The sequence below is a fragment of the Schinkia acidoalkalinis genome (assembly GCF_054301215.1).
Window position 1 is genome coordinate 1365381 of record NZ_CP182573.1, and the last position, 24331, is coordinate 1389711.

Genomic DNA, 24331 nt, shown 5'->3' on the forward strand with positions numbered 1-24331 from the left:
ATCCTTCATTCAATATGGTCTTGAGATAGAACGGGAAGCAATAATGAAAAAGTACTACCCACACCCTCTTCACTTTCCACTTCTATCGTTCCACCATGCATTTTGGCTATCCCCAGACTAACTGATAGGCCCAATCCTGTTCCTTTACTTTGCTGCTTGGTCGTATAAAAAGGCCGAAATATATCAGGCATGTCACTTTCCTTAATCCCGATTCCATTATCTCCAATGGTTAATGAAACATAGGATTTTCCGTCCACATCTACAGTTTCCGTTTTAATTAAAATTTCTTTTTCTTGATCAGCACTTGCTTCTACCGCATCTTTTGCATTGAGGAGTAGATTAATAACAATTTGTTCAATTTGTTGTAGATTCCCTTCAATTGCTGGTATCTCATGACCAAGTTCAATCGTAATCTTTATATTTTGCCTTTCTATTTGATAGCTTACTAGACTTAAAACCTGTGTAACTGCTTCATTAATAAAGCATTCCTTTGGTAAATATTCATCCTGTCTAGAAAACGTTAATAAATTGCGAATAATATTCTTGCAACGATCACCACAGCTTTTTATATCTTCCAAAAGCTTATAAGCAGGATCTGTTTTGCTTGCTTCCCGGAGCAACAGCTGGGAATTCCCCAATATTGCTGTTAATGGACTATTTAATTCATGAGCAACACCCGCTGCCATTTCACCGATTGCAGCTAGCTTTCCAGATTGAATTAATTGGACTTCTGCATGAAGTTTTTCAGTAACATCTTTCATATATAAAATGACCCCATACTTTTCATTTCGATCATTATAGACTGGATATGTATAAACATCACAAATCCGATTATTATCAAAATTGATTTGCGTGTAGGTTGTTGTATTTGACTGCAAACTTTCTTCTAAAGGACATTTTTCACCCATCGTTACATTCTCTGACATTAGTTCCCTGCAATTTTTTTTCATTAATTGCTGATTAGACAGATCAAAAAACTTATTTACCGAATTATTAAACCTTAATATTGACCCATTCATATCCACCAAAATAATCATGTCCAGCACAGAACGAAATGTTTCTTCCCATTCTTTGTTTCCCCTCAGCACCTCATTATAAAGCCTTGAATTTTCTATACAAACAGCAAGCTGGTCAGCTAATTGCTGTAAAAAAATCATATCATGTTCTTCATATTCTATAGCTTGTCTACTGCCAAAGCTAAGTACTCCTATCACTTTCTTTTTACTAATAAGTGGAAACAAGAATACGTGATTAATATGTAACGCGAGAAAAGTTTCCTGCTCTATTGGATTGGCTGTATGATTTGGAAAACTAATATGAGTAGCCCTTCTTTGCTCTATCACATTCCAGTAAGTCGAATATTGCCTTGGAAGAACTTCCCCCACCTTAACAATAAACGAATCGATTGGAAAAACATTTGTTAATAGTAATTTGTCATCCTCATAAAGAGATAAGCTTAGACGGTTAAATGTGTAAAGCTCTTTCAACTTATTCAAAATATTTTTCAACATATCATCCATGCACATCTCTACATTAAAGTTCTTCATCACATCATTGATGATTTCAAGTTTCATATTTTTCTTTTTAAGCTGGGCATTGATTTTGATTAATTCAGTATAGTAATTTCGCTTCGATGACTTTACACCGGTTAAGAGGTCAATCATCTCTTGTTTAGTTTTAAGCACAAACTCAACCTCCTTTTGCCGTATTCCTGAAATCTATAAGGCTTTTCTGAATAAATGCTCAATATCCTTTAGCGTTATGTCACGAGGGTTTGTAATCATGCACGCATCTTCTAGCGCGACTTTACTCATTTCTGGTATTGATTCCTCTTTCAATCCCATCTCGGATAATCGTTGTGGTGCGCCAATATCTAAGGATAATAATCTCACTTGTTCAACAGCTTTTCTTCCCGCTTCAGATTGCTCCATCCCTCGAACATCAATATCCATAAGTTCTGCAATGTCCGTAAATCGTTTTGGATTAGCAATATAGTTAAATTCCATCACATAAGGCAACAGAGCAGCATTAACATCCCCATGTGAATAAGGAAAACGCCCCCCAATCGCATGTGCCATTGCATGAACGGCTCCGAGAATAGCGTTGGAAAATGCTAATCCAGCTTGCAAGCTAGCCATTGCCATCGCTGTTTTTGCCTCCATATTTGTACTTGATGCTACAGAAGGTCGCAAATATTTCGAAACTAATGTGATTGCATTTTTGGCCTGAACATCTGTTAATGGGGTTGCTGCCACACTTACATATGCTTCGATAGCATGTGTTAAGACATCCAACCCTGTCGAAGCGGTTAAACTGGGAGTCTTGGTAATAAGTGTATTTGGGTCGACAATAGCAATATCCGGAACCAATGATTTTGAAATGATGGTCATTTTCTTTCGCCTTATTGTATCGACGATGACGGAAAATTGTGAAACTTCAGAGCCCGATCCGGCTGTTGTTGAAACCATAACCATTGGTGGTAATGGAATTTTAATTTGATCTACTCCTTCATAATTAGAAATATGACCACCATTTGTAGCTATAATGGCAATTGCCTTAGCTACATCCAAAGCGCTTCCTCCACCAATTCCAATAACAGAATCACAATCGTTTTCCTGATAAACTTTCTTACCCCGTTCAATCTCATAATCCTTTGGATTCATTGTTATATCGAAAAACGTCGCATAGTTTAGCCCAACGTTACGACAATTGTTCATGACTCTTTCCATCCATCCAGCTGCTACAACACCCTGATCACTTACAATCAATACTTTTTTTGCTCCTAACCGCAAACAACATTCGCCTACTTGGTCAATGGAACCGGTACCAAAAATGATTTCGGGTGTTACAAATTTTTTAATCCCCATTCTACTGCTCCTTTATCGTAAGTTTAAGAAAATATAATGGGACATGCTTATCTAATAATATATAGGAAAAGAAAAAGTTTAACAAATTAAAATTTTCAGAATAAACAAAAAGAGCCCCTTCTTTTGGAAGGAAGCTCTAGGACTAACAGTCATATTTAAAAAATTGCATTTAAAATAAGATACATAACCCCTGCAATGGTTGCAGATATCGGAAGGGTAATGACCCAAGTAAGAATCATGCGCTGTGCCGTTCCCCATTTTACTCCCTTGATGCGGTGGGCAGAACCTACACCTAAAATCGCAGATGAAATAACATGGGTCGTACTAACCGGTAGATGGATAAAGGTTGCTCCAAAAATAACAGCAGCACCCGTCAAGTCTGCAGCCACCCCGTTCACCGGACGGATTTTCATAATTTTTCCGCCAACGGTTTTAATAATCCGCCAGCCGCCGATGGAAGTTCCAAGACCCATTGCTGTGGCACAGGCAATTTGCACCCATAGTGGTATATCATTCGTTGTAACATAATTGTTGGCAATAAGGGCCATTGTAATGATCCCCATCGCCTTTTGGGCATCGTTTGTCCCATGTGTATATGATTGTAAAGCTGCAGTTAAGATTTGTATAAAGCGAAAGTTACGGTTTGTTTTCGTTAAACTATAGTTTCTAAAGATGATTTTAAAAATGCTGTAAAGAATAAAACCGACGGCAAATGCCAAAATCGGCGAAAGAACCAGTGCCTCTATTATTTTAATAAATCCTGCATAATTCAAGACACCAAATCCGGATGCAGCAATAGCTGCGCCGGCAATTGAACCAATAATTGCATGAGATGAACTTGACGGTATTCCGTAATACCATGTAATTAGATTCCAAGAAATAGCTGCAATGAGCGCAGCTAGAATCACTGTCGTTCCATTTTGTAGTGTAAAGGGATCTACGATATCCTTCGTTATGGTTTTCGCAACCCCTGTAAATGTCAGTGCACCAATAAAATTCATTGCAGCTGCCATTATGATGGCATGCCTTGGTTTTAATGCCTTTGTTGACACCGCTGTTGCAATAGCGTTCGCTGTATCATGAAAACCATTAATAAAGTCAAATGCCAAGGCGCCAATGACAATCAATATCGTTAAAATTAATACTCCATCCATTTTAAGGGCTCCTTATGCATTTTTCATGATGATTGTCTCTAATGTATTGGCAACTCCTTGACAATCATCAGCAACGTTTTCAAGTGATTCATAGATCTCTTTATATTGAATAATGTGAATAGGATCCTTCTCCACTGTAAAAAGATTTTTAATAGACTGACGTAAAATTCCATCACATTTTGACTCATAATCTTTAATCTTAATCGCATGCTCTCTTATATCAAGCAGCTTTTTGCTTGAAAGAAGTTCAACCGCCTTTTCAATTTCCACGGCTGCATTTTTAAGGGCATCCACAAATTTAAGCATATAATCATCTGCATTTGTCATCGAATACATTTCGAATAATGCTGCACAATGCTCAAATCCATCAAGGACATCATCTAAACTAATGGCTAATGCTAGAATATCCTCGCGCTCGATTGGCGTAATAAATGCCTTATTAAGTTCTACAATGACTTCGTGAACAAAGTCATCGCCTTTATTTTCATATTTTTTCATCGTATCATAGAAAATTTTCAAGTCGCTTGTATTTTTTAACTTATAATCTGCAAAATACACGGCACTTTCCTTTATATTTGTAGATATTTTCATTAGTAAATCCATGAATTTGTCGCTCTTTTTAAAAACCATACTTTACCTCCACATATTAAGCTATTAGTTTTACATTTGTCCCGAACGTAAATATTGTATACGAATTATGTCGATTAGGGGAATAAATTAATACAATCTTTACAAAAACTTTACAATCCAAAAAATTGGCATAATCCCTCTTTAAGAGAATTATGCCCTTCCCTGTTTTTTCTTAACCTGAATAAGTAATTTTTAAACCATCCTCTTTAAAATTCGCTCATTTTTATTAAAAGAGATTATACAATTTAATGAGGGAATTAAAATTAGGAAAGGAGCTGTTTAGCATGGCAAAAAAATTATTGTCCTTCGTCATTTGGGCTATCATTGCTATTTTAGGTGCCGCAGCCTTCGCTTTGTTAGCACAGTCAAATGGAGAAACCATTTCCGCATCTTGGCTTTTGATTGCCGCCGTTTGTACGTATGCTGTTGCTTATCGCTTTTATAGTAAATTTATTGCTTATAAACTTTTAAAATTGGATGACAGAAGAGCGACACCAGCTGAGATTCATGATGATGGAAAAGACTATGTTCCAACAAACCGGTGGGTATTATTCGGCCACCACTTCGCTGCAATCGCCGGTGCCGGACCACTAGTCGGCCCTGTTTTAGCCGCGCAAATGGGGTACTTGCCGGGAACACTTTGGATTATCATTGGTGTGGTATTAGCTGGTGCCGTTCAAGATTTAGTGATCTTAATTATCTCGATGCGACGAGATGGAAAAACGCTTGGTCAAATTGCAAAGGAAGAGGTTGGGCCTTTTGGAGGGATCATTGCATCTGTTGGAATTTTGGGAATTATGATCATCCTTATTGCGGTACTCGCACTCGTTGTTGTGAAAGCGCTCGCAAATTCACCGTGGGGATTATTCACAATTGCTTCAACCATCCCAATCGCCCTCATCATGGGTGTGTATATGCGTTACATTCGCCCTGGCCGTGTGCTTGAAGGGTCTTTACTTGGATTTGTCCTTCTAATGATTGCCCTTTGGGCAGGGCAATACGTAGCAGCCGACCCAGATCTTGCCAAATGGTTTACGTACTCAGGGGACAAAATTGCAATCATGATTGGAATATACGGCTTTATAGCATCAATCCTACCTGTTTGGCTGCTACTCGCGCCACGTGATTATCTAAGCTCATTTTTAAAAATCGGCGTCATTTTCCTATTGGCCGTGGGAATTTTAATCGTACTGCCTGATTTACAAATGCCAAAGTATACAAAATTCTTAGATGGTACGGGGCCCGTCTTTTCCGGCCCGCTCTTTCCTTTTCTTTTCATAACAATTGCTTGTGGCGCTGTATCAGGTTTTCATTCCCTCGTGGCTTCAGGTACAACACCGAAAATGATTGAAAGAGAAACCCATGCACGTTCGATTGGCTATGGCGCTATGCTGATGGAATCAATGGTCGCCATTATGGCCTTAATAGCGGCTACATCCCTTCACCCGGGTCTTTATTTCGCTATGAATTCTTCAGCTGCGGTCATTGGAACAGAAGCACAAGCAGCAGCAACAACAATCTCATCATGGGGATTCCCGCTTATGGCAGATGAAATTACCAATGCGGCGAAAGATATTGGTGAAGCCACGATTATGTCAAGGACCGGTGGGGCACCGACACTAGCAGTTGGAATGGCCGAAATCTTTGCCAGCTTTTTAAGTGGTGCAAAAGCATTTTGGTACCATTTTGCCATCCTATTTGAAGCGGTGTTTATCTTAACAACCATCGATGCCGGAACAAGAATTGGACGTTTTATGCTGCAAGATTTATTGGGGAATTTCTATAAACCATTTGGAAGAACAAATCATTTCGGGGCAAATATCATTGCCTCAGCGCTGATTACATTGGCCTGGGCTTACATTACCTATCAAGGTGCGATTGACCCGTTTGGTGGCATCAATTCACTGTGGGCGTTATTCGGCATCTCAAACCAAATGTTGGCGGCAATGGCATTAGCGGTCGGAACAACGATTATTATAAAAATGGGAAAAGCACGATATGCATGGGTGACCATCATCCCGTTTCTATTTTTAACGATAACTACGTTAACGGCTGCGTTTATGAAGCTATTCTCAAGCGTCCCATCGATTGGCTTTTTGGCACATGCCAAAATATATCTAACAGGCATAGAGAAAGGTGAAGTGTTGGCACCTGCTACAAGCATGGATGTTATGAGGCAAATTGTCTTTAATGACCGCTTGGATGCCGTATTAACCTTCATATTTGCCGCCATTGTTGTCTTAATCACCATTGAGTCGTTTCGGATTTGGTATAACTATATATTCAAAAAGCAAAAGATGAGCTTACATGAAACACCATTTGTTCAGTCAAAGTATGTGTCGATAAACAAATAAATGGATGATTGGGGATTAAGAAATGAAGAGCTGGTTTAAAAATGCAAGATGCAATATCAAAACTATTTTTGGACTTCCCAATTACGAGAAATACGTGGAGCATCACAGCAATAAACACCCGAATGAGCCATTATTGTCGGAAAAGGAACACTATCTATATGCGTTAAAGGAACGCTATGAGAGTGGAAAAGTGAATCGGTGTTGTTAATAAATCGTAACTAAAAGGCTGACTCAAAAGGGTCAGCCTTTTACATTTTCGCATAATTGCCGCAAACTTTCTTCAAACGTATTATCCGCTTCCTTTTGCCGCTTCTTTGGGCCTTTTGTACGACCGCCGGCTTGCCGGATTTTTTTATTAATGTGACGCGTAAATAAGAGTTGATCAATATTGTCAGTTGTATATACCCGCCCATTTTGATCGATGGGAAAGCCTTTTTTGGCTAAGACCATTGCCGCCAAACCATAGTCCTGTGTGACAACAATATCTCCTTCATGGACCTTATTCACTAATACAAAATCTGCAGCATCTGCGCCTTTCGAAACAGTAATAGTTTCTGCCCCGTCTCGTACCATATAATGCGACGTATCACAGATTAGAATCACTTGAAGGTTAAATTGCTTTGCAATTTTAATGGTAAGGTCGATGACTGGACAGGCGTCTGCATCTACTAAAATCGTTGCCATTGACAATATTAACTAAGAACGCGCTTCATGGCATGAATTTGGCCGCTATGGTAGCATTCATGAAAAGCCCCTAAGCTCGCTAATTCGCCGAAAGTGTTGTTCCCTAAAAATTGCTCCGGCAGTTTTTCTTGGAAACGCTCATTCGGAATATCTTGAATACGTTGCAATTGCTCCTTTAGCTGTCCCACTAAAGTTTCTACAGTGGGTACTTCCCCTTTCCACTCAGACGGATTAGTGCCATTGCCAAACAAGGCTTTATACTCGTTAGGAAGCTGGCTCGCCCCACCGAATAAGAATTGCTCAGCAACAACTAAAACATGCCCTAGCTGCCAATGAATTGTATTGTTGTATCCTTTCGGCTTAACATCAAAGATATTTTCCTGCGCTTGCTCAATCGTTTTAAATATGCTTGATCTCGATAAACCAAATTGCTTTTTAATTAAATCAGCCATATGTAAAACCCTCCCTCAAAATTTATAAGTACTACTTCAAATTATATAAAAATTTATACTAAACTGTAAAATTTTTCATCTCAGCACTACTCTATCCATCAATTAACTATCATTCCATAACTTTATAAACTTATTTATTTAAATAGTACAAAAATATTATTTTATGTTATTTAAAAGCAAAAGCCAATAATATTTTTAGAAGTTCACGAAACTTTTGTCACTTTATGAAGGTTTTGTGAATTGGATCCCAGTCAGTGGCTTTTAAATGTTTTGATTACTAAGATAATACTAAAAGTGTGATTTTTATCACAGTTAAATTAGTGAAACATTCATAACTATCATTTAATTAAGAACGAAAGGAGAATGATTTAAAAAATGAAGAGGCTTTTTTTATTATCTATTCTTACCATTACCACAGTGCTTACAGGATGTCAGCCATTGATGGTTTTAGACCCTAAGGGACCCCAAGCAGAAAGACAAGCAGATGATATCATGCTCTCCATTTGGATCATGTTATTTGTCGTCATAGCTGTTTTTGCGATTTTAGTTTATATCCTAATCAAATTTCGTGCTTCAAAACTTAGTAAAGATTACGAGCCGCCACATATTGAAGGCAGCCCTATTGTTGAAGCAATATGCGTTGGGATTCCAGTCCTAATTGTGATCGTACTTTCCATCGTCTCTGTTCGAAGCAATTATATAGTGGAGGCTACCCCAAAAGGATATGAGGATACGCCACCACTAGTTGTTTATGCATCATCTTCCAACTGGAAATGGCATTTCAGCTATCCAGAGGAGGGCATCGAGACTGTGAATTACCTTTATATTCCTACTGACAGAGCGCTTGAATTTAAGCTTTATTCCTATGGACCTATCACTAGTTTCTGGATTCCACAGCTTGGCGGGCAAAAATATGCGATGTCAGACATGGTCACAACATTACATCTGGCAGCTGATGTACCCGGTGAATATATGGGACGAAATGCAAACTTTAGCGGTAAAGGCTTTGCCGAAAATACCTTTAACGTAACCGCAATGGCACAAGCTGACTTTGATAAATGGGTAGATGAAGTAAAAGAAACAGCCGAACCGCTTACAGAAGAAAAATTTGATAAATTATTAAAACCTGGCCATCTCGGTCAACAAACATTTACTGGTACACACTTGGAATTTTTACCGCCTCCAAATAGTGAAAATGGAGGACATAGTCATGGAATGAATGCTTCTAATGGTGTTGCATCCAATGATGAAGTATGTCGTACCAACTAGTCATTGATAAAAATTAGTTTACTAGATTTACGAAAGGAGTTATGAAAGTATGGAATTCTTTGAACGATTTGCCATTCCACATCCCAGTCTTCCGATATACGCTTCGATGGTTGCGATTGGCTTAACAGTTGTCGCCATCGTTGCCGGCTTAACTTATTTTAAAAAATGGGGTTACCTTTGGGGTGAATGGTTAACAACCGTTGATCACAAAAAAATTGGGATTATGTATTTACTTTCTGCCATACTGATGCTTTTCCGCGGCGGTGTGGATGCACTTATGATGCGTGCCCAGCTTGCTGTTCCTGATAATACACTTTTAGATGCTCAGCACTATAATGAGATTTTTACAACACATGGTGTTGTTATGATTATCTTTATGGCGATGCCGTTTATAATGGCCCTCATGAACTTCGTGGTACCATTACAAATCGGGGCCCGCGACGTTGCATTTCCGAAATTAAACGCCTTAAGTTTCTGGTTATTTTTCTTTGGCGCAATGTTATTTAATATTTCTTTTGTTGTTGGAGGCTCACCTGACGCTGGTTGGACAGCCTACTTCCCGCTTGCAGGAACTGAATTAAGCGAAACTGTTGGAAATAACTACTACATGATTGCCATTCAGATTGCAGGTCTCGGTACGATGATGACAGGTATTAACTTTATAACAACCATTTTAAAAATGAGGGCTCCAGGTATGACTCTAATGAAGATGCCCATGTTCACTTGGTCGGCTCTAACTGCAAGTATTATTATCGTGTTCGCATTCCCACCATTTACGGTCGCACTTGCAATGGGGGCGATGGATCGCTTATTTGGAACACATTTCTTTGCAATGACAAACGGTGGGATGGACATGCTTTGGGCCAACCTGTTCTGGGTATGGGGGCATCCTGAAGTTTACATTTTAATCTTACCGGCATTCGGGATCTTTAGTGAGGTTATTTCGACATTTTCACGTAAAAACTTATATGGCTACACATCTATGGTTGCTTCGATGATGGTCATTTCGCTACTCTCGTTCTTTGTATGGGCACATCATTTCTTCACAATGGGGCTAGGTCCAGCAGCAAACAGTATTTTCTCAATTACCACAATGGCAGTAGGAATCCCAACCGGCGTTAAGATTTTCAACTGGTTGTTTACACTTTGGAAAGGGAAAATTGAAATCACGACGCCAATGCTTTACGCATTGTTATTTTTACCACTATTTACTATCGGTGGTGTAACAGGCGTTATGCTTGCCATGTCTGCAGCTGATTACCAGTATCATAATACGATGTTCCTAGTTGCTCACTTCCATAACGTTATCATTCCTGGTGTTGTGTTTGCGATGCTTGCCGGCCTTACTTACTATTGGCCTAAGATGTTCGGTTTCATGTTGAATGAAAGAATCGGAAAATGGACGGCATGGCTTCTTTCCATCGGTTTTGTTTTAGCGTTTATGCCAATGTATATTTCTGGACTAGACGGACAAGTCCGCCGTATGTACACCTACTCTGAAGCAACTGGATTTGGCCCATTAAATATGATTTCTTTTGTCGGGGCAGGCATTATGTCCATTGGCTTTCTGTTCATTTGCTATAACATTTATTACAGCTTCCGCTATGCATCAAGAGATATCAGTTCTGATCCATGGGATGCACGAACACTTGAATGGGCAACACATAACCCAGTACCAGCGTATAACTTTGCGATTATCCCGGAAGTGGAATCCTATCAGGCATTATGGGATGCAAAGAAAAAAGGACATGAACTATTTAAAGGTCCCTATGAAAAAATTCACATGCCAAGTAACAGCGGTGTTCCATTCATTATGGGCTGTCTCTTCTTTGGTTGGGGCTTTTCAATGATATTTAGCCTATGGATTCCAGTCATCATTACGACAATCGGAATCTTCGCATGCATGGCCTATAACTCAATTAAAATAGACCACGGTTACCACATTACAGTTCAAGAAATTGAAAAAATAGAAAATGAAATGCGAGGTGCTAGTTAATGAGAATCGATCATTCACTACCACTAGAATATAGTACGAATCAAAATCAAATAAATATACTGGGCTTTTGGATTTTTATAGGTGCAGAAATCATGTTGTTTGCAACGCTTTTTGCTTCCTATTTTACATTAGTAAATCGTACCGGGAGCGGCCCAAGCGGTGCAGAGATATTCGAAATTGCGCCGGTGTTAATTGAAACGATTGTCTTGTTAACAAGCAGTTTCACCATAGGCTTATGTGTTCACGCGATTAGGCTTGGCAACAAGAAAGCGGTGATGTCTTTCTTTGCCATTACATTGCTGCTTGGGCTTGTCTTTCTTGGAGTGGAAATTTTTGAATTCATTCACTATGTTCATATTGGCGCGGGCATACAGACTAGTGCTTTTACAGCCATGCTTTTAACTACATTAGGAACACATGGAGCACACGTTACATTCGGCTTATTCTGGGGTCTATTCATTATGATCCAAGTCTATAAACGAGGATTGAATCCTGAAACGGCGAATAAGTCATTTATATTCTCGCTTTACTGGCACTTCTTGGACGTAGTTTGGATTTTCATTTTCAGCTTCGTCTACTTGAAAGGAATGATGTAGAATGATAAAAGAATTATTCCCCGCTAAACAAGTGATGGGCTTTGCTTTTTCTTTAGTGCTTACCGCCGTTGCGCTTTTAGTTTATTATTTGGATCTGTCATTCACTGCAGGTATGACCGTATTGCTTATGACTGCTTTCATCCAGGCAGGCCTACAGCTGGTTGTATTTATGCATGCTGGTGAATCAAAAGAAAAAGGGGCTATTTATACAAATTTATTTTACGCTTTGTCAATTGGTATCGCGACAGTATTTGGTACGTTATTGTGCATGGTTTGGGGTGTGATTTAAAACTTCAAAGGAAGGACTGATTCGCGTTCACCATTGGTGCGGTAAAGGTGGTGCCTTATGTGGTGTGGCACCCACCTTATATCATCACCAAATTCGGCTAGTGACTCCCTTCGTGGGGATAACTCCCGTTTATCATCACCAAAGCGGGGACGTGGCTCTTTTCATGGTAGATAATTTGCGTTTATCATCACCAAAGCGGGCTCATGTCACTTTTCATGGTAGATATCTTGCGTTTATCACCACCAAAGTGCCATCGCACCCTATTTGATGATAGATAACCGCCAGTTATCTACCACTTTTTACATCTTCCACTCGTCCCAGTATATATTAATATACTCAACCTGCTTTGATTGGTGTTCTATTTCAGTTTCTGTCCGCTTATTATTTAAGCTATTGCTTGTAACACCATTATGCGACTCTCGAATGTCTTTAGACCTCTTCACACAAACACCTCCTAATGTCATATCCCATATAGCAGTTATTTTGCTCCTATCGATTCATTTTATCCATTGTTACAGCTTCAAAAAAAATGAGTAAGGCTGAAATTCAAACCCTACCCATTCTTTATTCACCACATCAACTTATCGCTTTCTTCATAGTCCGTACGTATTCCGCAACATGTGGTACACAGTCAAAACCGTATTGGGCAACGATTTTTACAATAGCACTGCCGACAATGACACCATCTGCGAAGGCCGCCATTCTTGTTGCCTGCTCTGGTGTTGAAATGCCGAACCCAATCGCACAAGGGATGTCTTTCACTTCTTTTACAAGTTTAATCATTCCTCCAACATCATTGCTGATTTCCTGACGGACGCCGGTTACACCCATTGATGATACACAGTAAAGGAATCCTTCAGCTTCCCTTGCAATCATCTGAATACGATCGTTTGATGTTGGCGCAATCATGGAAATTAAAGTAACACCATATTTTACGCAAAAAGATTGGATTTCCTCCTTTTCTTCATATGGCAGATCCGGAACGATTACCGCAGTTACTCCGACCTCTTGGCAGTTCTTCATAAACTTTTCTGGCCCATAAGTAAAGATTGGGTTTATATAGGTCATAAAAGCGATTGGCACATTGCTTTTTTCTCGGATACGCTTCATCATATCGAAGATTTTATCCGTTGTTGTCCCGGCTGCTAGAGCGCGTATATCAGCTTCTTGGATAACCGGTCCTTCAGCAATCGGATCCGAAAATGGGATGCCAAGCTCAATTAAATCAGCACCCGCCTCCGCCATTTGGAGTACCAATTGCTCAGTAATCTCTAGTGAGGGATCACCAGCTGTGATAAATGGAATAAACGCCTTGCCATTTGCAAACACTTCTTGTATTTTATTCATAAATTTGCACTCCTTTATAACGCGCTATTGCAGCAACATCCTTATCTCCTCTTCCGGATAAACAGATAACCATGATTTGGTCCTGCCCCATCGTTGGAGCAAGTTTTTTCGCATGTGCTACTGCATGGGCACTTTCAATGGCCGGAATAATTCCTTCCATCCGGGAAAGATATTCAAATGCCTCTACCGCTTCATCATCGGTAACTGGTACGTATTCCGCCCGCCCCATATCATGAAGGTTGGCATGCTCAGGACCTATACCCGGGTAATCAAGCCCCGCTGAAATGGAATATACAGGCGCAATTTGACCATATTCATCCTGGCAGAAATAAGATTTCATTCCATGGAAAATACCGAGTGTGCCGGTTGCGATTGTTGCTGCCGTCTTTTCAGTATGAACTCCATGCCCTGCAGCTTCACAGCCAATCAGGCGGACGCTCTTATCTTCGATAAATTCATAAAAAGTACCCATTGCATTGCTGCCTCCACCAACACAGGCAAGCACCGCATCAGGAAGTCTGCCTTCGGTTTCCTGTATTTGCTGCTTAATTTCCCGGCTGATTACACTTTGAAAATCACGAACAATCGTTGGAAATGGATGTGGACCCATGACAGAACCAAGTACATAGTGCGTATCATGTACACGCTGCGTCCACTCACGCATCGTTTCATTTACAGCATCCTTCAATGTCTGTGTCCCGCTTGTAACCGCATGAACCTTAGCTCCAAGAAGCTCCATACGGTACACATTCAGCGCTTGCCGGTCGGTATCTTCCTTCCCCATGAAAATTTCACATTCCAAACCCATTAAGGCTGCTGCGGTTGCTGTCGCAACACCGTGCTGACCCGCTCCGGTTTCAGCAATGACACGCGTTTTCCCCATCCTTTTTGCAAGTAAGACTTGACCAAGCACATTATTAATTTTATGAGAGCCTGTATGATTCAAATCCTCCCGTTTCAAGTAGATTTTTGCCCCGCCAAGGTCGTTTGTCATTTTTTCAGCAAAATAAAGAAGCGATGGCCTTCCTGCATATTTATTTAACAAACTAGTAATCTCTTCAATAAACTCAGGGTCGTTTTTATAATGGTTATACGCTTCCTCAAGTTCTATTACGGCATTCATTAGCGTCTCTGGAATGTACTGGCCACCATGAATTCCAAATCTTCCTTTTGACATGTTCTTTTAATCTCCTTTTAAATAAAATTAAATAAAATAAAAAAAGCCTTCATCCCCTCTATAAAGAAAGGGACAAAAGCTTTAACTTCTGCGGTACCACCCAAATTGACGATCAACGTCCACTCATCATTGTATACAATCATATACATCCTACTGATAACGGACAGGTCCCCGTAAGCGCCTACTTTCAAAAGAGTTCGGGCTTCCCTCACAAGTCCATTCAGAATATTCTTTGCAACCGCCTCTCACCAACTAGCGGCTCTCTGAGTACAAATCACTATTCCTACTACTCTTGCTCAACGGTTTGTTATTTTGTGAATATTTTAACACTTAAACTAGGACCTTGTCCATACTTAATTTGGAATACAGGTATGGGCTTTAGTAAACCCATACACTACTTTAGATCTTCAAACTCTCTTGCAATCCTTTCAAATGCCTCTTTAATTATGGGTCTTGGAGAAGGGATGCAAATTCTTTGAAACTGTAAACCTTCCGCTCCAAACATACTTCCGTCTTCCAAAATGACATTCGCTCGATTATAAATTCGCTCATGAACTTCTTGCGGTGAAATTCCGTACCCGCTAAAATCCATCCACATCAGATAAGTACCTTCGGGAATTTTCACCTTCACTTTTGGCATTCTTTCTGCTAAAAATTCCACCACCCATTTCATCGTTCCATCAATGTACTCTTTTAGTTGTTCCAACCACTCCTCACCCTCATTATAGGCGGAAATCAGAGCAGTAATTGTAAATGGTGAGGCTAGTTGCATGCCTATTTCATTGATAAACAACTTTCGTAATTTTTCATTTGGAATAATCACATTTGTACAATGTAGACCTGCCACATTAAATGTTTTATTGATGGCTGTACAAGTGATAATATGCTCAGCCTTTTCAGCAACCTTCGCAATTGGTGTAAATTTCTGGTTGCATCTTACTAAATCACCATGAATTTCATCAGCAATGATTAAGACATTATGTTGCTCACAAATATCGGATAATTTCTGAAGCTCTTCTGTATTGAATACACTTCCAGTGGGATTATGTGGGTTGCATAAAATGAACAACTTTGTATTTTCCTCTTCTGCCTTTGCTTCAAAATCGGCAAAATCAATGGAATAATGGCCATTTTCATCACAGAGTAACGCATTATTTCTAACTAGCCTACCGTTGCCTTCAACAACCCTTGTAAAGGGCGGATAAACAGGGCGTTGAATGATAACCCCATCACCAGGCTGGGTAAAGGCTCTTACTGCCATATTTAAAGCATGCACAGTCCCCGGACTATAGACTATTTCTTCCCTTTTAATATCCCAGTCATGCCTTCTTTTAAACCACCCTTGTATCGCTTCATAATACTCGTCTGGAAAAACAGAATACCCAAAGATTCGCTGGTCCACTGTTTTATGCAGTGCATCAATGACAGGTTGGGGAATAGGCAAATCCATGTCTGCCGTAAATAACGGCAGGGTCTCTTCATCATATCGATCCGTAATTCCCATCTTTTTAATATACTCACCGCCATCCCATTTCAGGGAGTATGTATTTCGGCGATTGACAATTTCATCAAAATTGTATTTCATATCGACTCACTCTCCATCTGTTAAGAGTATGTTCATGCTTACAATCATAACTCAATTTGGCCTTATTTTAAAACAAGACAACTTCACTTAATACAATAGAGATGTGAGCGCTTTCTTTTTGAACGTGGACGGGTTGCCCCCATTCCCCTCACTTTCATCATCGGTGCCTCCATAACCCCTCGATCCCTTAATTTCAACATTTCCTCCGTAGCAATGAAAAAGATCCCGATTAGAAAAATAAACCCAGCAGCAATGATCGTTCCAATACCAATCGGCACTAAAAGTTTAACGCCTTCATTAATTCCCGCAGACAGCAATACTATTCCTAGTAACAAAGTTATGCCACTCACATAGTACACTGTATGATCCATACTTTTCTTTGAAGCCATACACTCACCTTCTCTTATATATTTGTTAGTCTTCATCAATCATAATGTCGGTAAAAGGCATTTCGTCATCCCCATCAGTATTACCTTCAGCAGATGCTTCATTATTTTGGTCTTCTTCTGCTGGATCTGGATTTATTGCAGTTTTTTTCACTTTTTCCATTTCAGCCTTTAGCTTTGCCATTTCGTCCTTTGCCTGTTCATTGACCTCCTTCGGGATATCGACACTCCCATAGGTTGCACCGATATTAAGGGCTCCGCTTAACTCTTTAATGCCAAGCTGGGCAAAATTATTGTTTTGTTCATATTTATCCAAATATAGTTTATCTATATACAAGCAGTGCAAATTGGATTCCTTTCCCACTGTTGGCTCCACCGGATTTTCCATAAGCTCGTCTACTCGTTTCATAAGCTCAGCCTGTGTCTCAGTTATCGCAGCGTATTTTTCCTCCAGAGCACTTAGCCTGTTATTCATCTCTATGGCTGCCACTTCGACACTTGAATTCTCTGTTAAATAGGTTCCTTTCGTTAGGCTCAAAATCTGACTTTCTAATGTGATTATTTTTGCTTGCATTCTTTTTTCATTTTCAAAATGGTGAGCCATTTTCTCAGAAAGCATCCGATCTACAATTGATCGTACTTCTTCCTCGCACACACCAGGAGACATGTTTTTATTTTCATCTTTATACATTCGAAGCCGAAACTGTTTTTCAAATTCCAACAATTTCTTTATATGAACCTCAAGTGCATTGATTCTTAACATTTGTTTTTCAAATTCATTCTTGTTGATTGCATTATATTCTTCTGGGTTATTTTGATTAAATCCTTTAAAAAGCATAAAAAATCCCCTTAATTTTTGTTTTAATCAATCGGTACATATTGTTCATTCTTAAATTGGCGTTTGTACGTCACTAAAAGAAGACCATTATTAAATTTCGCCCTTATTTGATCTGGATAGGTAGGCTCTGGAAGCTGAATGATTCTTTCAAAGGTGCCGTGAAACCGTTCCTGCTGAACCGGCTCCCCTGGCAGCACCCGATTATTACTTCCTTTTATTAACAATTTAGTACCTGAGACTGACAATTCAATCTCTTCTTTCATATAACCTGCTAAATTGGCAATCACTAAGACTTCCTCATCTGTAACGTAGATATCTGTCGGTGGAAACTTTCCTCCACGCGTCAAATTATTACCAAGTGGAGGCTCACCAGGCTCCGCTTCTGCAGTGTCATTATTTCTCATGAACTCGTCAAAAGGGGCCTGATCAAAGATATCACTCCAAAAATTGCTTGCTTGATATTTCTTTGCCAACTCCATCCACTGTAACAACTTATCCATATCCATAAATAGAACCTCCCTACGGTGTTCACCATGACAAATAAACCAATATTGTCACCATATACTATGTTTATTCATTTATTATTGAAAAAAGCCTTTAATTCCAAAAATGGGCCTCAATCGACAAAAAGTTTTCATATAAAAAGCTTGTTCAGTATACTATCTTGGCGGGTTTACACATATAAATTACTTACTAGTCATATCTTTAAATACAATCTAATGCAAAAATGGAAGGAAGGAGAAGAAAGATGTTCTTTTTACCAACCAATATAAATATCAAAGATATGAAGATCAATAATGTTGATCATTTAAGTGCCGTTTCTTTTAGTTCCACAATCAAACAAAACAGAAATGCAAACGCCAAGAAAAACCAGGGGTTTGGTCAACAGCATGCCGATGGTGTAACAAGAGTTTCTTCCGTTTCCTTTACAATGGATGACGAAATCGTGGATTCCATTGTAGTGAAAAGCAAATGAGGTATCGTTAGGAGGATTAAAATGGTCGTTGGTCCAGTGCCTTACATTAATATAAATATTAATATTATTAAAGTTAACTCCTTTGAAAACGCATCAGCCATCAATGTTGGTCAAAACCTGCTAGCCGAATGGCACAATTCCGATAAAAAAAATATGGGCTTAGGGCAAAATATGGGAGATGGAAGTAATTTCTTCGGTACGAGGAGTGCTGTGGATGATCGCGATCAGCTTGATTCTAATAGTGCTTTTGAATCAACGAATCTGCCGCCTGCCCTTTAAGGAGTAAAAAGATGTTGTTTGCACCCGTTTCACTTAACCTTCTTGGCTTTAAAATCAATTCAATTGATAATGGAGCAGTCACCAATCTTGGGCCGAGTCAACACTTAGACCAACTTGTGTCGTATAAGCGAAATCAAGGAATCGGAGAAATGAATGGAGATTTTTGTGCCTACTCTCTGTCCATTTCCTGGGTCACAGATACGGATTTACTAGACAATCCGACGATCAAAAACAGTTTCTTATAGCTTCATTAAGAAAGGGGTGATTACATGGTTTTTCTTTCGCCGATGGCGATTAATGTCCTGGGATTTAAAATTAACACAATTGATAATGGAGCAGTGGCCAATATGGGTCCTTTTCAATTGATCGACCAATTAGTAACATATAAGCGGAATCAGGCATTTGGGGAACAAAACGGTGACTTGTCCCCAATTAATATCCCAACTGCTGCTGTTATTGATCCTGATGCAAGTGAATCGAATGCGGTTAAAAATAGTGTTGTTTAAAAACAGCAAATTTGTGGAGGCCAACTTTTGGAAGTTTAGCCTCCATTTTTTATTGACATATTTCATAAAGAGAGTATAGTAAATTTTATCAATAGTTACCGAGGGTAACTATTTAATTTTAGGAGGTTTAAAATGCAAGGATTCTTTCAGCGCTTTATAACACTATATCGCCCTATTATAACTGAACTAAATGAGCTTCTTAGCCAATATGAGCTATCCTACTCTTTGTGGGAGGTTATTTTTTATATAAAAAATAACGGTCCATCTGTTCTCGTTGATATTTCAAATTATTACAACGTTGAAAAACCATCAATTACGAGGAGAGTTCACCGTTTGGAGGAAATGAATATTGTCGAGGAAATACCTGGACGGGACAAGCGTGAAAAGCTCATCCAGTTAACAAATAAAGGGGAAGAAATTTACCAAGCATGTCGGCAAAAGATAACGGAATTGGAGTACAGTGTTATGAAAGGAATTCCGATGGAAGAACAAATAGCAACATTTGAAGTACTTCCTAAAATCAAAAAAAATATTTTGGATGGGAGATCATATGAATAAGGTTCAACTTTGGACGAAAGACTTTTTTATTGTTTCAATCGCTAACTTTTTTCTTTACTTTACTTTTTACTTATTAATGGTAGCTACGACGATATTTGCTACTGAAAAATTTAATGCAACACCTAGTGAAGCTGGCCTTGCCTCCGGTATATTTGTTGTTGGGACATTGATTGCCCGACTTTTTTCTGGAAGAACGATTGACCAAGTTGGTTGGAAACGGATGCTTTATATTGGCTTTATTTTCTTTTTAATAACAACAGGGATTTACTTTGCTGTAAACAATCTATCGTTTCTGCTCGTCAACCGCTTTTTAAATGGTGCAGCTCTGGGGGTTGCCTCCACCGCTACAGGGACGATTGTCGCGAAAATCATTCCAAGTGAACGGCGCGGCGAAGGAACAGGCTATTACGCTTTAAGTGTTGTGCTTGCAGCAGCAGTCGGTCCATTCTTAGGCATGTTTTTAACTCAGCATACTGGAATTATGATGAATTTCGTACTATGTTTAATTTTGTTGGCATGTAGCTTTGTAGCCATTTTCTTTTTAAAGGTGCCTGCAGTAACAATCACAAAAAAGCATCCCGAAAAAGGAAGCAGGAAAGGATTTTCGCTTACCAATTTCTTCGAGAAAAAAGCAATCCCAATTTCAATTATTGCTTTCTTCGTAGCCTTTGGATATTCAAGCATTTTAACCTTTATTACAACCTATACACGCGAAATTCACTTGGTTGATGTCGGCAGCTTCTTCTTTGTTGTCTATGCCGTCTTTTCAACTACTTCTAGACCTTTTACCGGACGCTTATTTGATGTGAAAGGCGAAGACTGGGTGATGTATCCGGCTTTCATAGTATTTGCTATCGGTTTATACGTTCTAAGTGCCGCACATCATGGATTGGCCCTGTTATTAGCCGGGGCACTTGTCGGTCTAGGATATGGAACATTTTCCGCCAGTGCCCAAGCACTTTCAATTAAAGTATCACCAAAGGATCGCATGGGCCTCGCAACTTCAACCTATTTTATCTTTTTAGATGCAGGAATCGGCTTCGGACCATTTTTATTAGGTCTGCTTGTACCGACAATTGGCTACCGCGGTATGTACATGGGCATGTCCATCGTGCTTTTCGTTTGCTTTATCCTATACTTCTTCTTGCACGGCCGAAAGGACAAAAAAATGACAGGTGCAATGGAGTTAAAAGAAACGTAATCGTTTTTATAGATTGGGACAGTCTCTTTTAAAGCAAAGTGACTGTCCCTTCTTTTTTATACTTACTATTTTACTATATTTTCATGTAAAAATATTCTTATTTTAAAATAATTCACAATTAATAATATTCATGATAAACTTAAATCTGTAACATATAATAAACGTAATAAACTGCCTCAATATAGCTATTCAGCTATATTCTCTTATTTTGCTCATCATAATAATCGGGGGGAACTATGTGAAAAATTTCATTCTTAAGTGGAACCAAATAAGCCTTGTTAAACGCATCCTTGTTGGTATGATTATTGGTATTATCTTTGCTGTTACGATTCCTACTGCAACAAAATGGGTTTCTATTTTTGGTTCCTTATTTGTTGGTGCTTTAAAGGCAGTTGCACCTATATTAGTTTTATTCTTAGTAATGTCTGCGATCTCACAACATAAAAGTGGACAGCAAACAAATATGAAGTCTATTCTCGTCCTATACGGTATTGGCACATTTCTAGCTGGATTTGTGGGCGTTGTCGCTAGCTTCATTTTTCCAGTAAGCTTATCACTTGGAACAGGTGCTGGAGATCTGACTCCTCCTGGCGGTATAATCGAAGTGCTTAAGGCATTGCTATTTAATATCGTATCAAATCCAGTCGATGCTTTATTAAAGGCAAATTATATTGGTATTCTAACATGGGCAGTTGTGCTTGGTATTGCTTTGAAAGGTGCATCTGATTCTACGAAAAATATGCTTGCTAATTTTTCAGATGCCATCGCTACTGCAGTGAAATGGGTTATTAATTTGGCTCCATTAGGAATCATGGGACTTGTTTATGATGCCATCGCTACAAATGGTCTTTCAGCTTTAGTTGATTACGGAAAATTGTTGATGGTTTTAGTCGGCTGTATGTTGTTTGTAGCCCTTGTAATGAATCCAATTATCGTATTCTTTAATATTCGTAAAAATCCATATCCGCTTGTACTTAGATGTTTAAGGGAAAGTGGGATTACCGCATTTTTCACCCGCAGCTCCGCTGCAAACATTCCGGTCAATATGAGTTTATGTGAAAAATTAAAATTGGACAAAGATACGTATTCAGTTTCAATCCCATTAGGTGCTACCATCAATATGGCTGGCGCGGCTGTAACTATTTCTGTCTTAACGCTTGCAGCAGTTCACACGCTTGATATTAAAGTGGATATTGCTACTGCCCTTATTCTTAGTGTTCTATCAGCTATTTCTGCAGCGGGTGCCTCAGGCGTTGCCGGGGGATCACTCTTATTAATTCCGCTGGCATGTAGTTTATTCGGAATTTCGAATGACGTCGCCATGCAGGTTGTTGGTGTCGGATTCATCATCGGCGTTGTACAAGACTCCTGTGAAACAGCGCTAAACTCATCTTCTGACGTACTTTTTACAGCAACTGCGGAATTTGCGAAGCGACGGAAAGAAGGAAAAGAGATTCCAATGAAGGAAGTAGTGTAAAGTTCCTTTTCAATATTTCATACAGGAAAACTGTGGACAAACCCATTCACAAATCTAAGATTTGTAGTGGGTTTGTCTTTTTAATCTAGCTATACATATAAGGGGTGTTCATCATGAAAGGGTCTTTATTCTCATACATCGCGCTTTTCTTTGGTGTATTGGCTTTATCAACCTCAGCCATTTTTGTTAAATTAGCGGATGCCCCATCGGCGATTACTGCATTTTATCGCTTGTTTTTCGCAACCCTAATCTTGCTGCCTTTTTTAATTGTGAATAGAGAGTTACGGTATGAGCTTTTTAGTTTATCTAAAAAACAATGGGGGTTAGGTCTGCTGTCTGGTTTATTTTTATCCATTCATTATGTATTATGGTTTGAATCATTACGCTTTACATCTGTTGCCAGTTCAACGGTTATCGTAACTTTACAGCCGTTATTCACGATGGCTGGCGGCTATTTTTTATATAAGGAACGATTTTCTAAAGGTGCCTTATTCGGTTGCTTTCTAGCTATTTTGGGATCCTTTCTAATCGGCTGGGGTGATTTCCAAATAAGTGGCATGGCTCTTTTGGGAGATATTTTAGCATTTATTGCTGCTGGTATCATAGCAAGCTACTTTTTAATCGGGCAATCTGTGCGCAAAAGTTTATCACTTGTCCCCTATTCAGTGGTTGGCTATGGAAGTAGTACGGTATTTTTGGCCGTATATGCACTTATACAACGACAGTCGTTTCTCGGTTACTCTACAAATACATGGTGGGCATTCTTCGGAATCGCATTCGTTGCAACGATTTTAGGACAGACCATTTTCAATTGGCTCTTAAAATGGATCAGTAGCTCGGTTATCTCGATGAGCATCCTTGGTGAAACGATTGGAACATGTATCCTTGCTTACTTCATATTGGGTGAAGTGATTACCCTCCAACAGGGGATTGGAATTTTACTTATTTTATTTGGTCTAGGGTTATTTTTGAAACACTAGGGACGGTTCTTTCTGTTTACCTAATATTTGCCAAAAAAATCAAAAGAGGTAGAAGAAAGAATATCTCTCTGCCTCTACCTCATCGCATAGTTAGGATAGCCTAACCGTAAATTCTCCTAACGCTTGTTCACCCCATAATAAAGAAAAGTGATCCCCATCAGCAGCCTGCCCAACGCCTTCAGGCGTACCAGTAAAGATAATATCCCCTTCTCCAAGTCCGAAGTTTTCCGCAGTAAAATCTATTATGGTTTGAAGATCAAAAAGCATATTATTAATATTACCTACTTGGGCTTGCTTGCCATTCTTTAATAGAGAAAAATCTACCTTCTTACAATTTTCAAACCCTGGAAAGGAAGTCCAATCACTTAACACAGCGGAATTTTGAAACCCCTTTGCTAGTAGCCAAGGTAAACCCTTTTTCTTTAATTCGCCCTGTACTTCCCGCAATGTAAAGTCAATACCAATAGCCAAACCGTCTACCATTTCATCTACTTTTATCCCCTTTTCGTAGTCCCTCCCCATCCGAATAACCAATTCTGTTTCATAATGAACAGCACCACGATTCCTCGGAAGATTTATCTGGGAAGAGTTTGCTAATACAAGGGAATGGGTTGGCTTCATAAATAAAAAAGGAGATGAGGGAACCTCATTATTTAACTCTTTAGCATGCTGTACATAATTTCGACCAACACAAAATATATTTCTTATTTCCATTGAGAGTTCCTCCTAT

Annotated in this window: 28 protein-coding genes and 1 other annotated feature; of the genes, 14 read left to right on the forward strand and 14 right to left on the reverse strand. The window is 39.2% G+C overall.

Annotation, left to right across the window (positions count from 1 at the left end):
- Positions 1-5: 5 nt before the first annotated feature.
- From ACNQFZ_RS07185 to ACNQFZ_RS07200, 4 genes are all read right to left on the reverse strand, one after another.
- Positions 6-1664 carry an ATP-binding protein gene (locus ACNQFZ_RS07185; RefSeq protein WP_458415336.1) on the reverse strand — a complete coding sequence of 553 codons (1659 nt, stop codon included), beginning with the start codon at positions 1662-1664 and terminating at the stop codon, positions 6-8.
- Positions 1665-1718: 54 nt separating this feature from the next.
- On the reverse strand, positions 1719-2867 hold the full coding sequence (locus ACNQFZ_RS07190; RefSeq protein WP_458414622.1) for an iron-containing alcohol dehydrogenase: 1149 nt from the start codon (positions 2865-2867) through the stop codon (positions 1719-1721).
- Between the two features lie 155 nt (positions 2868-3022).
- The gene (locus tag ACNQFZ_RS07195; protein ID WP_458414623.1) at positions 3023-4021 is read right to left on the reverse strand and encodes an anion permease; all 999 of its coding nucleotides are present in this window, start codon (positions 4019-4021) and stop codon (positions 3023-3025) included.
- A 12-nt stretch (positions 4022-4033) separates the two neighbouring features.
- The gene (locus ACNQFZ_RS07200; protein WP_458414624.1) at positions 4034-4651 is read right to left on the reverse strand and encodes a DUF47 domain-containing protein; all 618 of its coding nucleotides are present in this window, start codon (positions 4649-4651) and stop codon (positions 4034-4036) included.
- Positions 4652-4935: 284 nt separating this feature from the next.
- On the opposite strand from ACNQFZ_RS07200, the gene ACNQFZ_RS07205 reads away from it, so the two are divergent.
- Positions 4936-7005 (forward strand): carbon starvation CstA family protein, encoded by a 2070-nt coding sequence (locus tag ACNQFZ_RS07205; RefSeq protein ID WP_458414625.1) that lies wholly within the window; start codon positions 4936-4938, stop codon positions 7003-7005.
- A 22-nt stretch (positions 7006-7027) separates the two neighbouring features.
- Complete coding sequence (locus ACNQFZ_RS07210) at positions 7028-7213, forward strand: YbdD/YjiX family protein (RefSeq protein ID WP_458414626.1); 186 nt, start codon at positions 7028-7030, stop codon at positions 7211-7213.
- A 32-nt stretch (positions 7214-7245) separates the two neighbouring features.
- On the opposite strand, the gene ACNQFZ_RS07215 is transcribed toward ACNQFZ_RS07210, so the two are convergent.
- The gene (locus ACNQFZ_RS07215) at positions 7246-7689 is read right to left on the reverse strand and encodes a YaiI/YqxD family protein (protein ID WP_458414627.1); all 444 of its coding nucleotides are present in this window, start codon (positions 7687-7689) and stop codon (positions 7246-7248) included.
- Positions 7690-7697: 8 nt separating this feature from the next.
- Positions 7698-8141, reverse strand: a complete 444-nt coding sequence (locus ACNQFZ_RS07220) for a DinB family protein (RefSeq protein ID WP_458414628.1) — start codon at positions 8139-8141, stop codon at positions 7698-7700.
- 375 nt (positions 8142-8516) lie between these two features.
- Here ACNQFZ_RS07220 and qoxA point away from each other — a divergent pair, with 375 nt between their 5' ends.
- Genes qoxA through qoxD form a run of 4 tightly spaced genes read left to right on the forward strand, consistent with a single transcriptional unit; the run spans position 8517 to position 12291 of the window.
- On the forward strand, positions 8517-9410 hold the full coding sequence (qoxA, locus tag ACNQFZ_RS07225; RefSeq protein ID WP_458414629.1) for a cytochrome aa3 quinol oxidase subunit II: 894 nt from the start codon (positions 8517-8519) through the stop codon (positions 9408-9410).
- 49 nt (positions 9411-9459) lie between these two features.
- Positions 9460-11406 carry a cytochrome aa3 quinol oxidase subunit I gene (gene qoxB, locus ACNQFZ_RS07230; protein ID WP_458414630.1) on the forward strand — a complete coding sequence of 649 codons (1947 nt, stop codon included), beginning with the start codon at positions 9460-9462 and terminating at the stop codon, positions 11404-11406.
- Positions 11406-12002, forward strand: a complete 597-nt coding sequence (qoxC, locus tag ACNQFZ_RS07235) for a cytochrome aa3 quinol oxidase subunit III (protein WP_458414631.1) — start codon at positions 11406-11408, stop codon at positions 12000-12002. Before qoxB ends, qoxC begins: the two co-directional genes overlap by 1 nt.
- Before the next feature lie 4 nt (positions 12003-12006).
- Positions 12007-12291: a cytochrome aa3 quinol oxidase subunit IV gene (gene qoxD / locus ACNQFZ_RS07240; protein ID WP_458415337.1), complete on the forward strand. Its 285-nt coding sequence runs from the start codon at positions 12007-12009 to the stop codon at positions 12289-12291.
- Positions 12292-12590: 299 nt separating this feature from the next.
- Here the strand turns inward: qoxD and ACNQFZ_RS07245 are convergent, their stop codons facing one another.
- The 7 genes from ACNQFZ_RS07245 to ACNQFZ_RS07275 form a co-directional block, all read right to left on the reverse strand.
- Positions 12591-12734, reverse strand: a complete 144-nt coding sequence (locus tag ACNQFZ_RS07245) for a hypothetical protein (protein ID WP_458414632.1) — start codon at positions 12732-12734, stop codon at positions 12591-12593.
- A gap of 133 nt (positions 12735-12867) precedes the next feature.
- Positions 12868-13638: a tryptophan synthase subunit alpha gene (trpA, locus tag ACNQFZ_RS07250; protein ID WP_458414633.1), complete on the reverse strand. Its 771-nt coding sequence runs from the start codon at positions 13636-13638 to the stop codon at positions 12868-12870.
- Positions 13631-14815 (reverse strand): tryptophan synthase subunit beta, encoded by a 1185-nt coding sequence (gene trpB, locus ACNQFZ_RS07255; protein ID WP_458414634.1) that lies wholly within the window; start codon positions 14813-14815, stop codon positions 13631-13633. The genes trpA and trpB overlap by 8 nt, the downstream gene beginning before the upstream one ends.
- 65 nt (positions 14816-14880) lie before the next feature.
- Positions 14881-15124 (reverse strand) — a binding site (T-box leader).
- A gap of 85 nt (positions 15125-15209) precedes the next feature.
- Positions 15210-16400, reverse strand: a complete 1191-nt coding sequence (locus tag ACNQFZ_RS07260) for a MalY/PatB family protein (RefSeq protein ID WP_458414635.1) — start codon at positions 16398-16400, stop codon at positions 15210-15212.
- A gap of 83 nt (positions 16401-16483) precedes the next feature.
- Positions 16484-16789 (reverse strand): hypothetical protein, encoded by a 306-nt coding sequence (locus tag ACNQFZ_RS07265; RefSeq protein ID WP_458414636.1) that lies wholly within the window; start codon positions 16787-16789, stop codon positions 16484-16486.
- 25 nt (positions 16790-16814) lie between these two features.
- Entirely contained in the window at positions 16815-17624 is an 810-nt protein-coding gene (locus ACNQFZ_RS07270) for a hypothetical protein (RefSeq protein WP_458414637.1), read from the reverse strand.
- Positions 17625-17647: 23 nt separating this feature from the next.
- Positions 17648-18130 (reverse strand): Hsp20/alpha crystallin family protein, encoded by a 483-nt coding sequence (locus tag ACNQFZ_RS07275; RefSeq protein WP_458414638.1) that lies wholly within the window; start codon positions 18128-18130, stop codon positions 17648-17650.
- Between the two features lie 242 nt (positions 18131-18372).
- Between ACNQFZ_RS07275 and ACNQFZ_RS07280 the strand changes: the two genes are divergently transcribed.
- The 8 genes from ACNQFZ_RS07280 to ACNQFZ_RS07315 all read left to right on the forward strand — a co-directional run bounded on the left by ACNQFZ_RS07280 (position 18373) and on the right by ACNQFZ_RS07315 (position 23601).
- A complete protein-coding gene (locus ACNQFZ_RS07280; RefSeq protein WP_458414639.1) occupies positions 18373-18600 on the forward strand; it encodes a hypothetical protein in 228 nt (75 codons plus the stop codon).
- 21 nt (positions 18601-18621) lie between these two features.
- A complete protein-coding gene (locus ACNQFZ_RS07285) occupies positions 18622-18879 on the forward strand; it encodes a hypothetical protein (protein ID WP_458414640.1) in 258 nt (85 codons plus the stop codon).
- Between the two features lie 11 nt (positions 18880-18890).
- The gene (locus ACNQFZ_RS07290; protein WP_458414641.1) at positions 18891-19124 is read left to right on the forward strand and encodes a hypothetical protein; all 234 of its coding nucleotides are present in this window, start codon (positions 18891-18893) and stop codon (positions 19122-19124) included.
- 24 nt (positions 19125-19148) lie between these two features.
- Positions 19149-19385 (forward strand): hypothetical protein, encoded by a 237-nt coding sequence (locus ACNQFZ_RS07295; RefSeq protein ID WP_458414642.1) that lies wholly within the window; start codon positions 19149-19151, stop codon positions 19383-19385.
- Positions 19386-19517: 132 nt separating this feature from the next.
- Positions 19518-19943, forward strand: a complete 426-nt coding sequence (locus ACNQFZ_RS07300) for a MarR family winged helix-turn-helix transcriptional regulator (protein WP_458414643.1) — start codon at positions 19518-19520, stop codon at positions 19941-19943.
- On the forward strand, positions 19936-21144 hold the full coding sequence (locus tag ACNQFZ_RS07305; protein ID WP_458414644.1) for an MFS transporter: 1209 nt from the start codon (positions 19936-19938) through the stop codon (positions 21142-21144). The genes ACNQFZ_RS07300 and ACNQFZ_RS07305 overlap by 8 nt, the downstream gene beginning before the upstream one ends.
- A gap of 238 nt (positions 21145-21382) precedes the next feature.
- Entirely contained in the window at positions 21383-22621 is a 1239-nt protein-coding gene (sstT, locus tag ACNQFZ_RS07310; protein ID WP_458414645.1) for a serine/threonine transporter SstT, read from the forward strand.
- Between the two features lie 113 nt (positions 22622-22734).
- Positions 22735-23601: a DMT family transporter gene (locus tag ACNQFZ_RS07315; protein ID WP_458414646.1), complete on the forward strand. Its 867-nt coding sequence runs from the start codon at positions 22735-22737 to the stop codon at positions 23599-23601.
- A 90-nt stretch (positions 23602-23691) separates the two neighbouring features.
- Here ACNQFZ_RS07315 and ACNQFZ_RS07320 read toward each other — a convergent pair whose 3' ends face one another.
- Positions 23692-24315, reverse strand: coding sequence for a fumarylacetoacetate hydrolase family protein (locus ACNQFZ_RS07320; RefSeq protein ID WP_458414647.1), 624 nt, complete (start codon positions 24313-24315; stop codon positions 23692-23694).
- Positions 24316-24331: the final 16 nt, after the last annotated feature.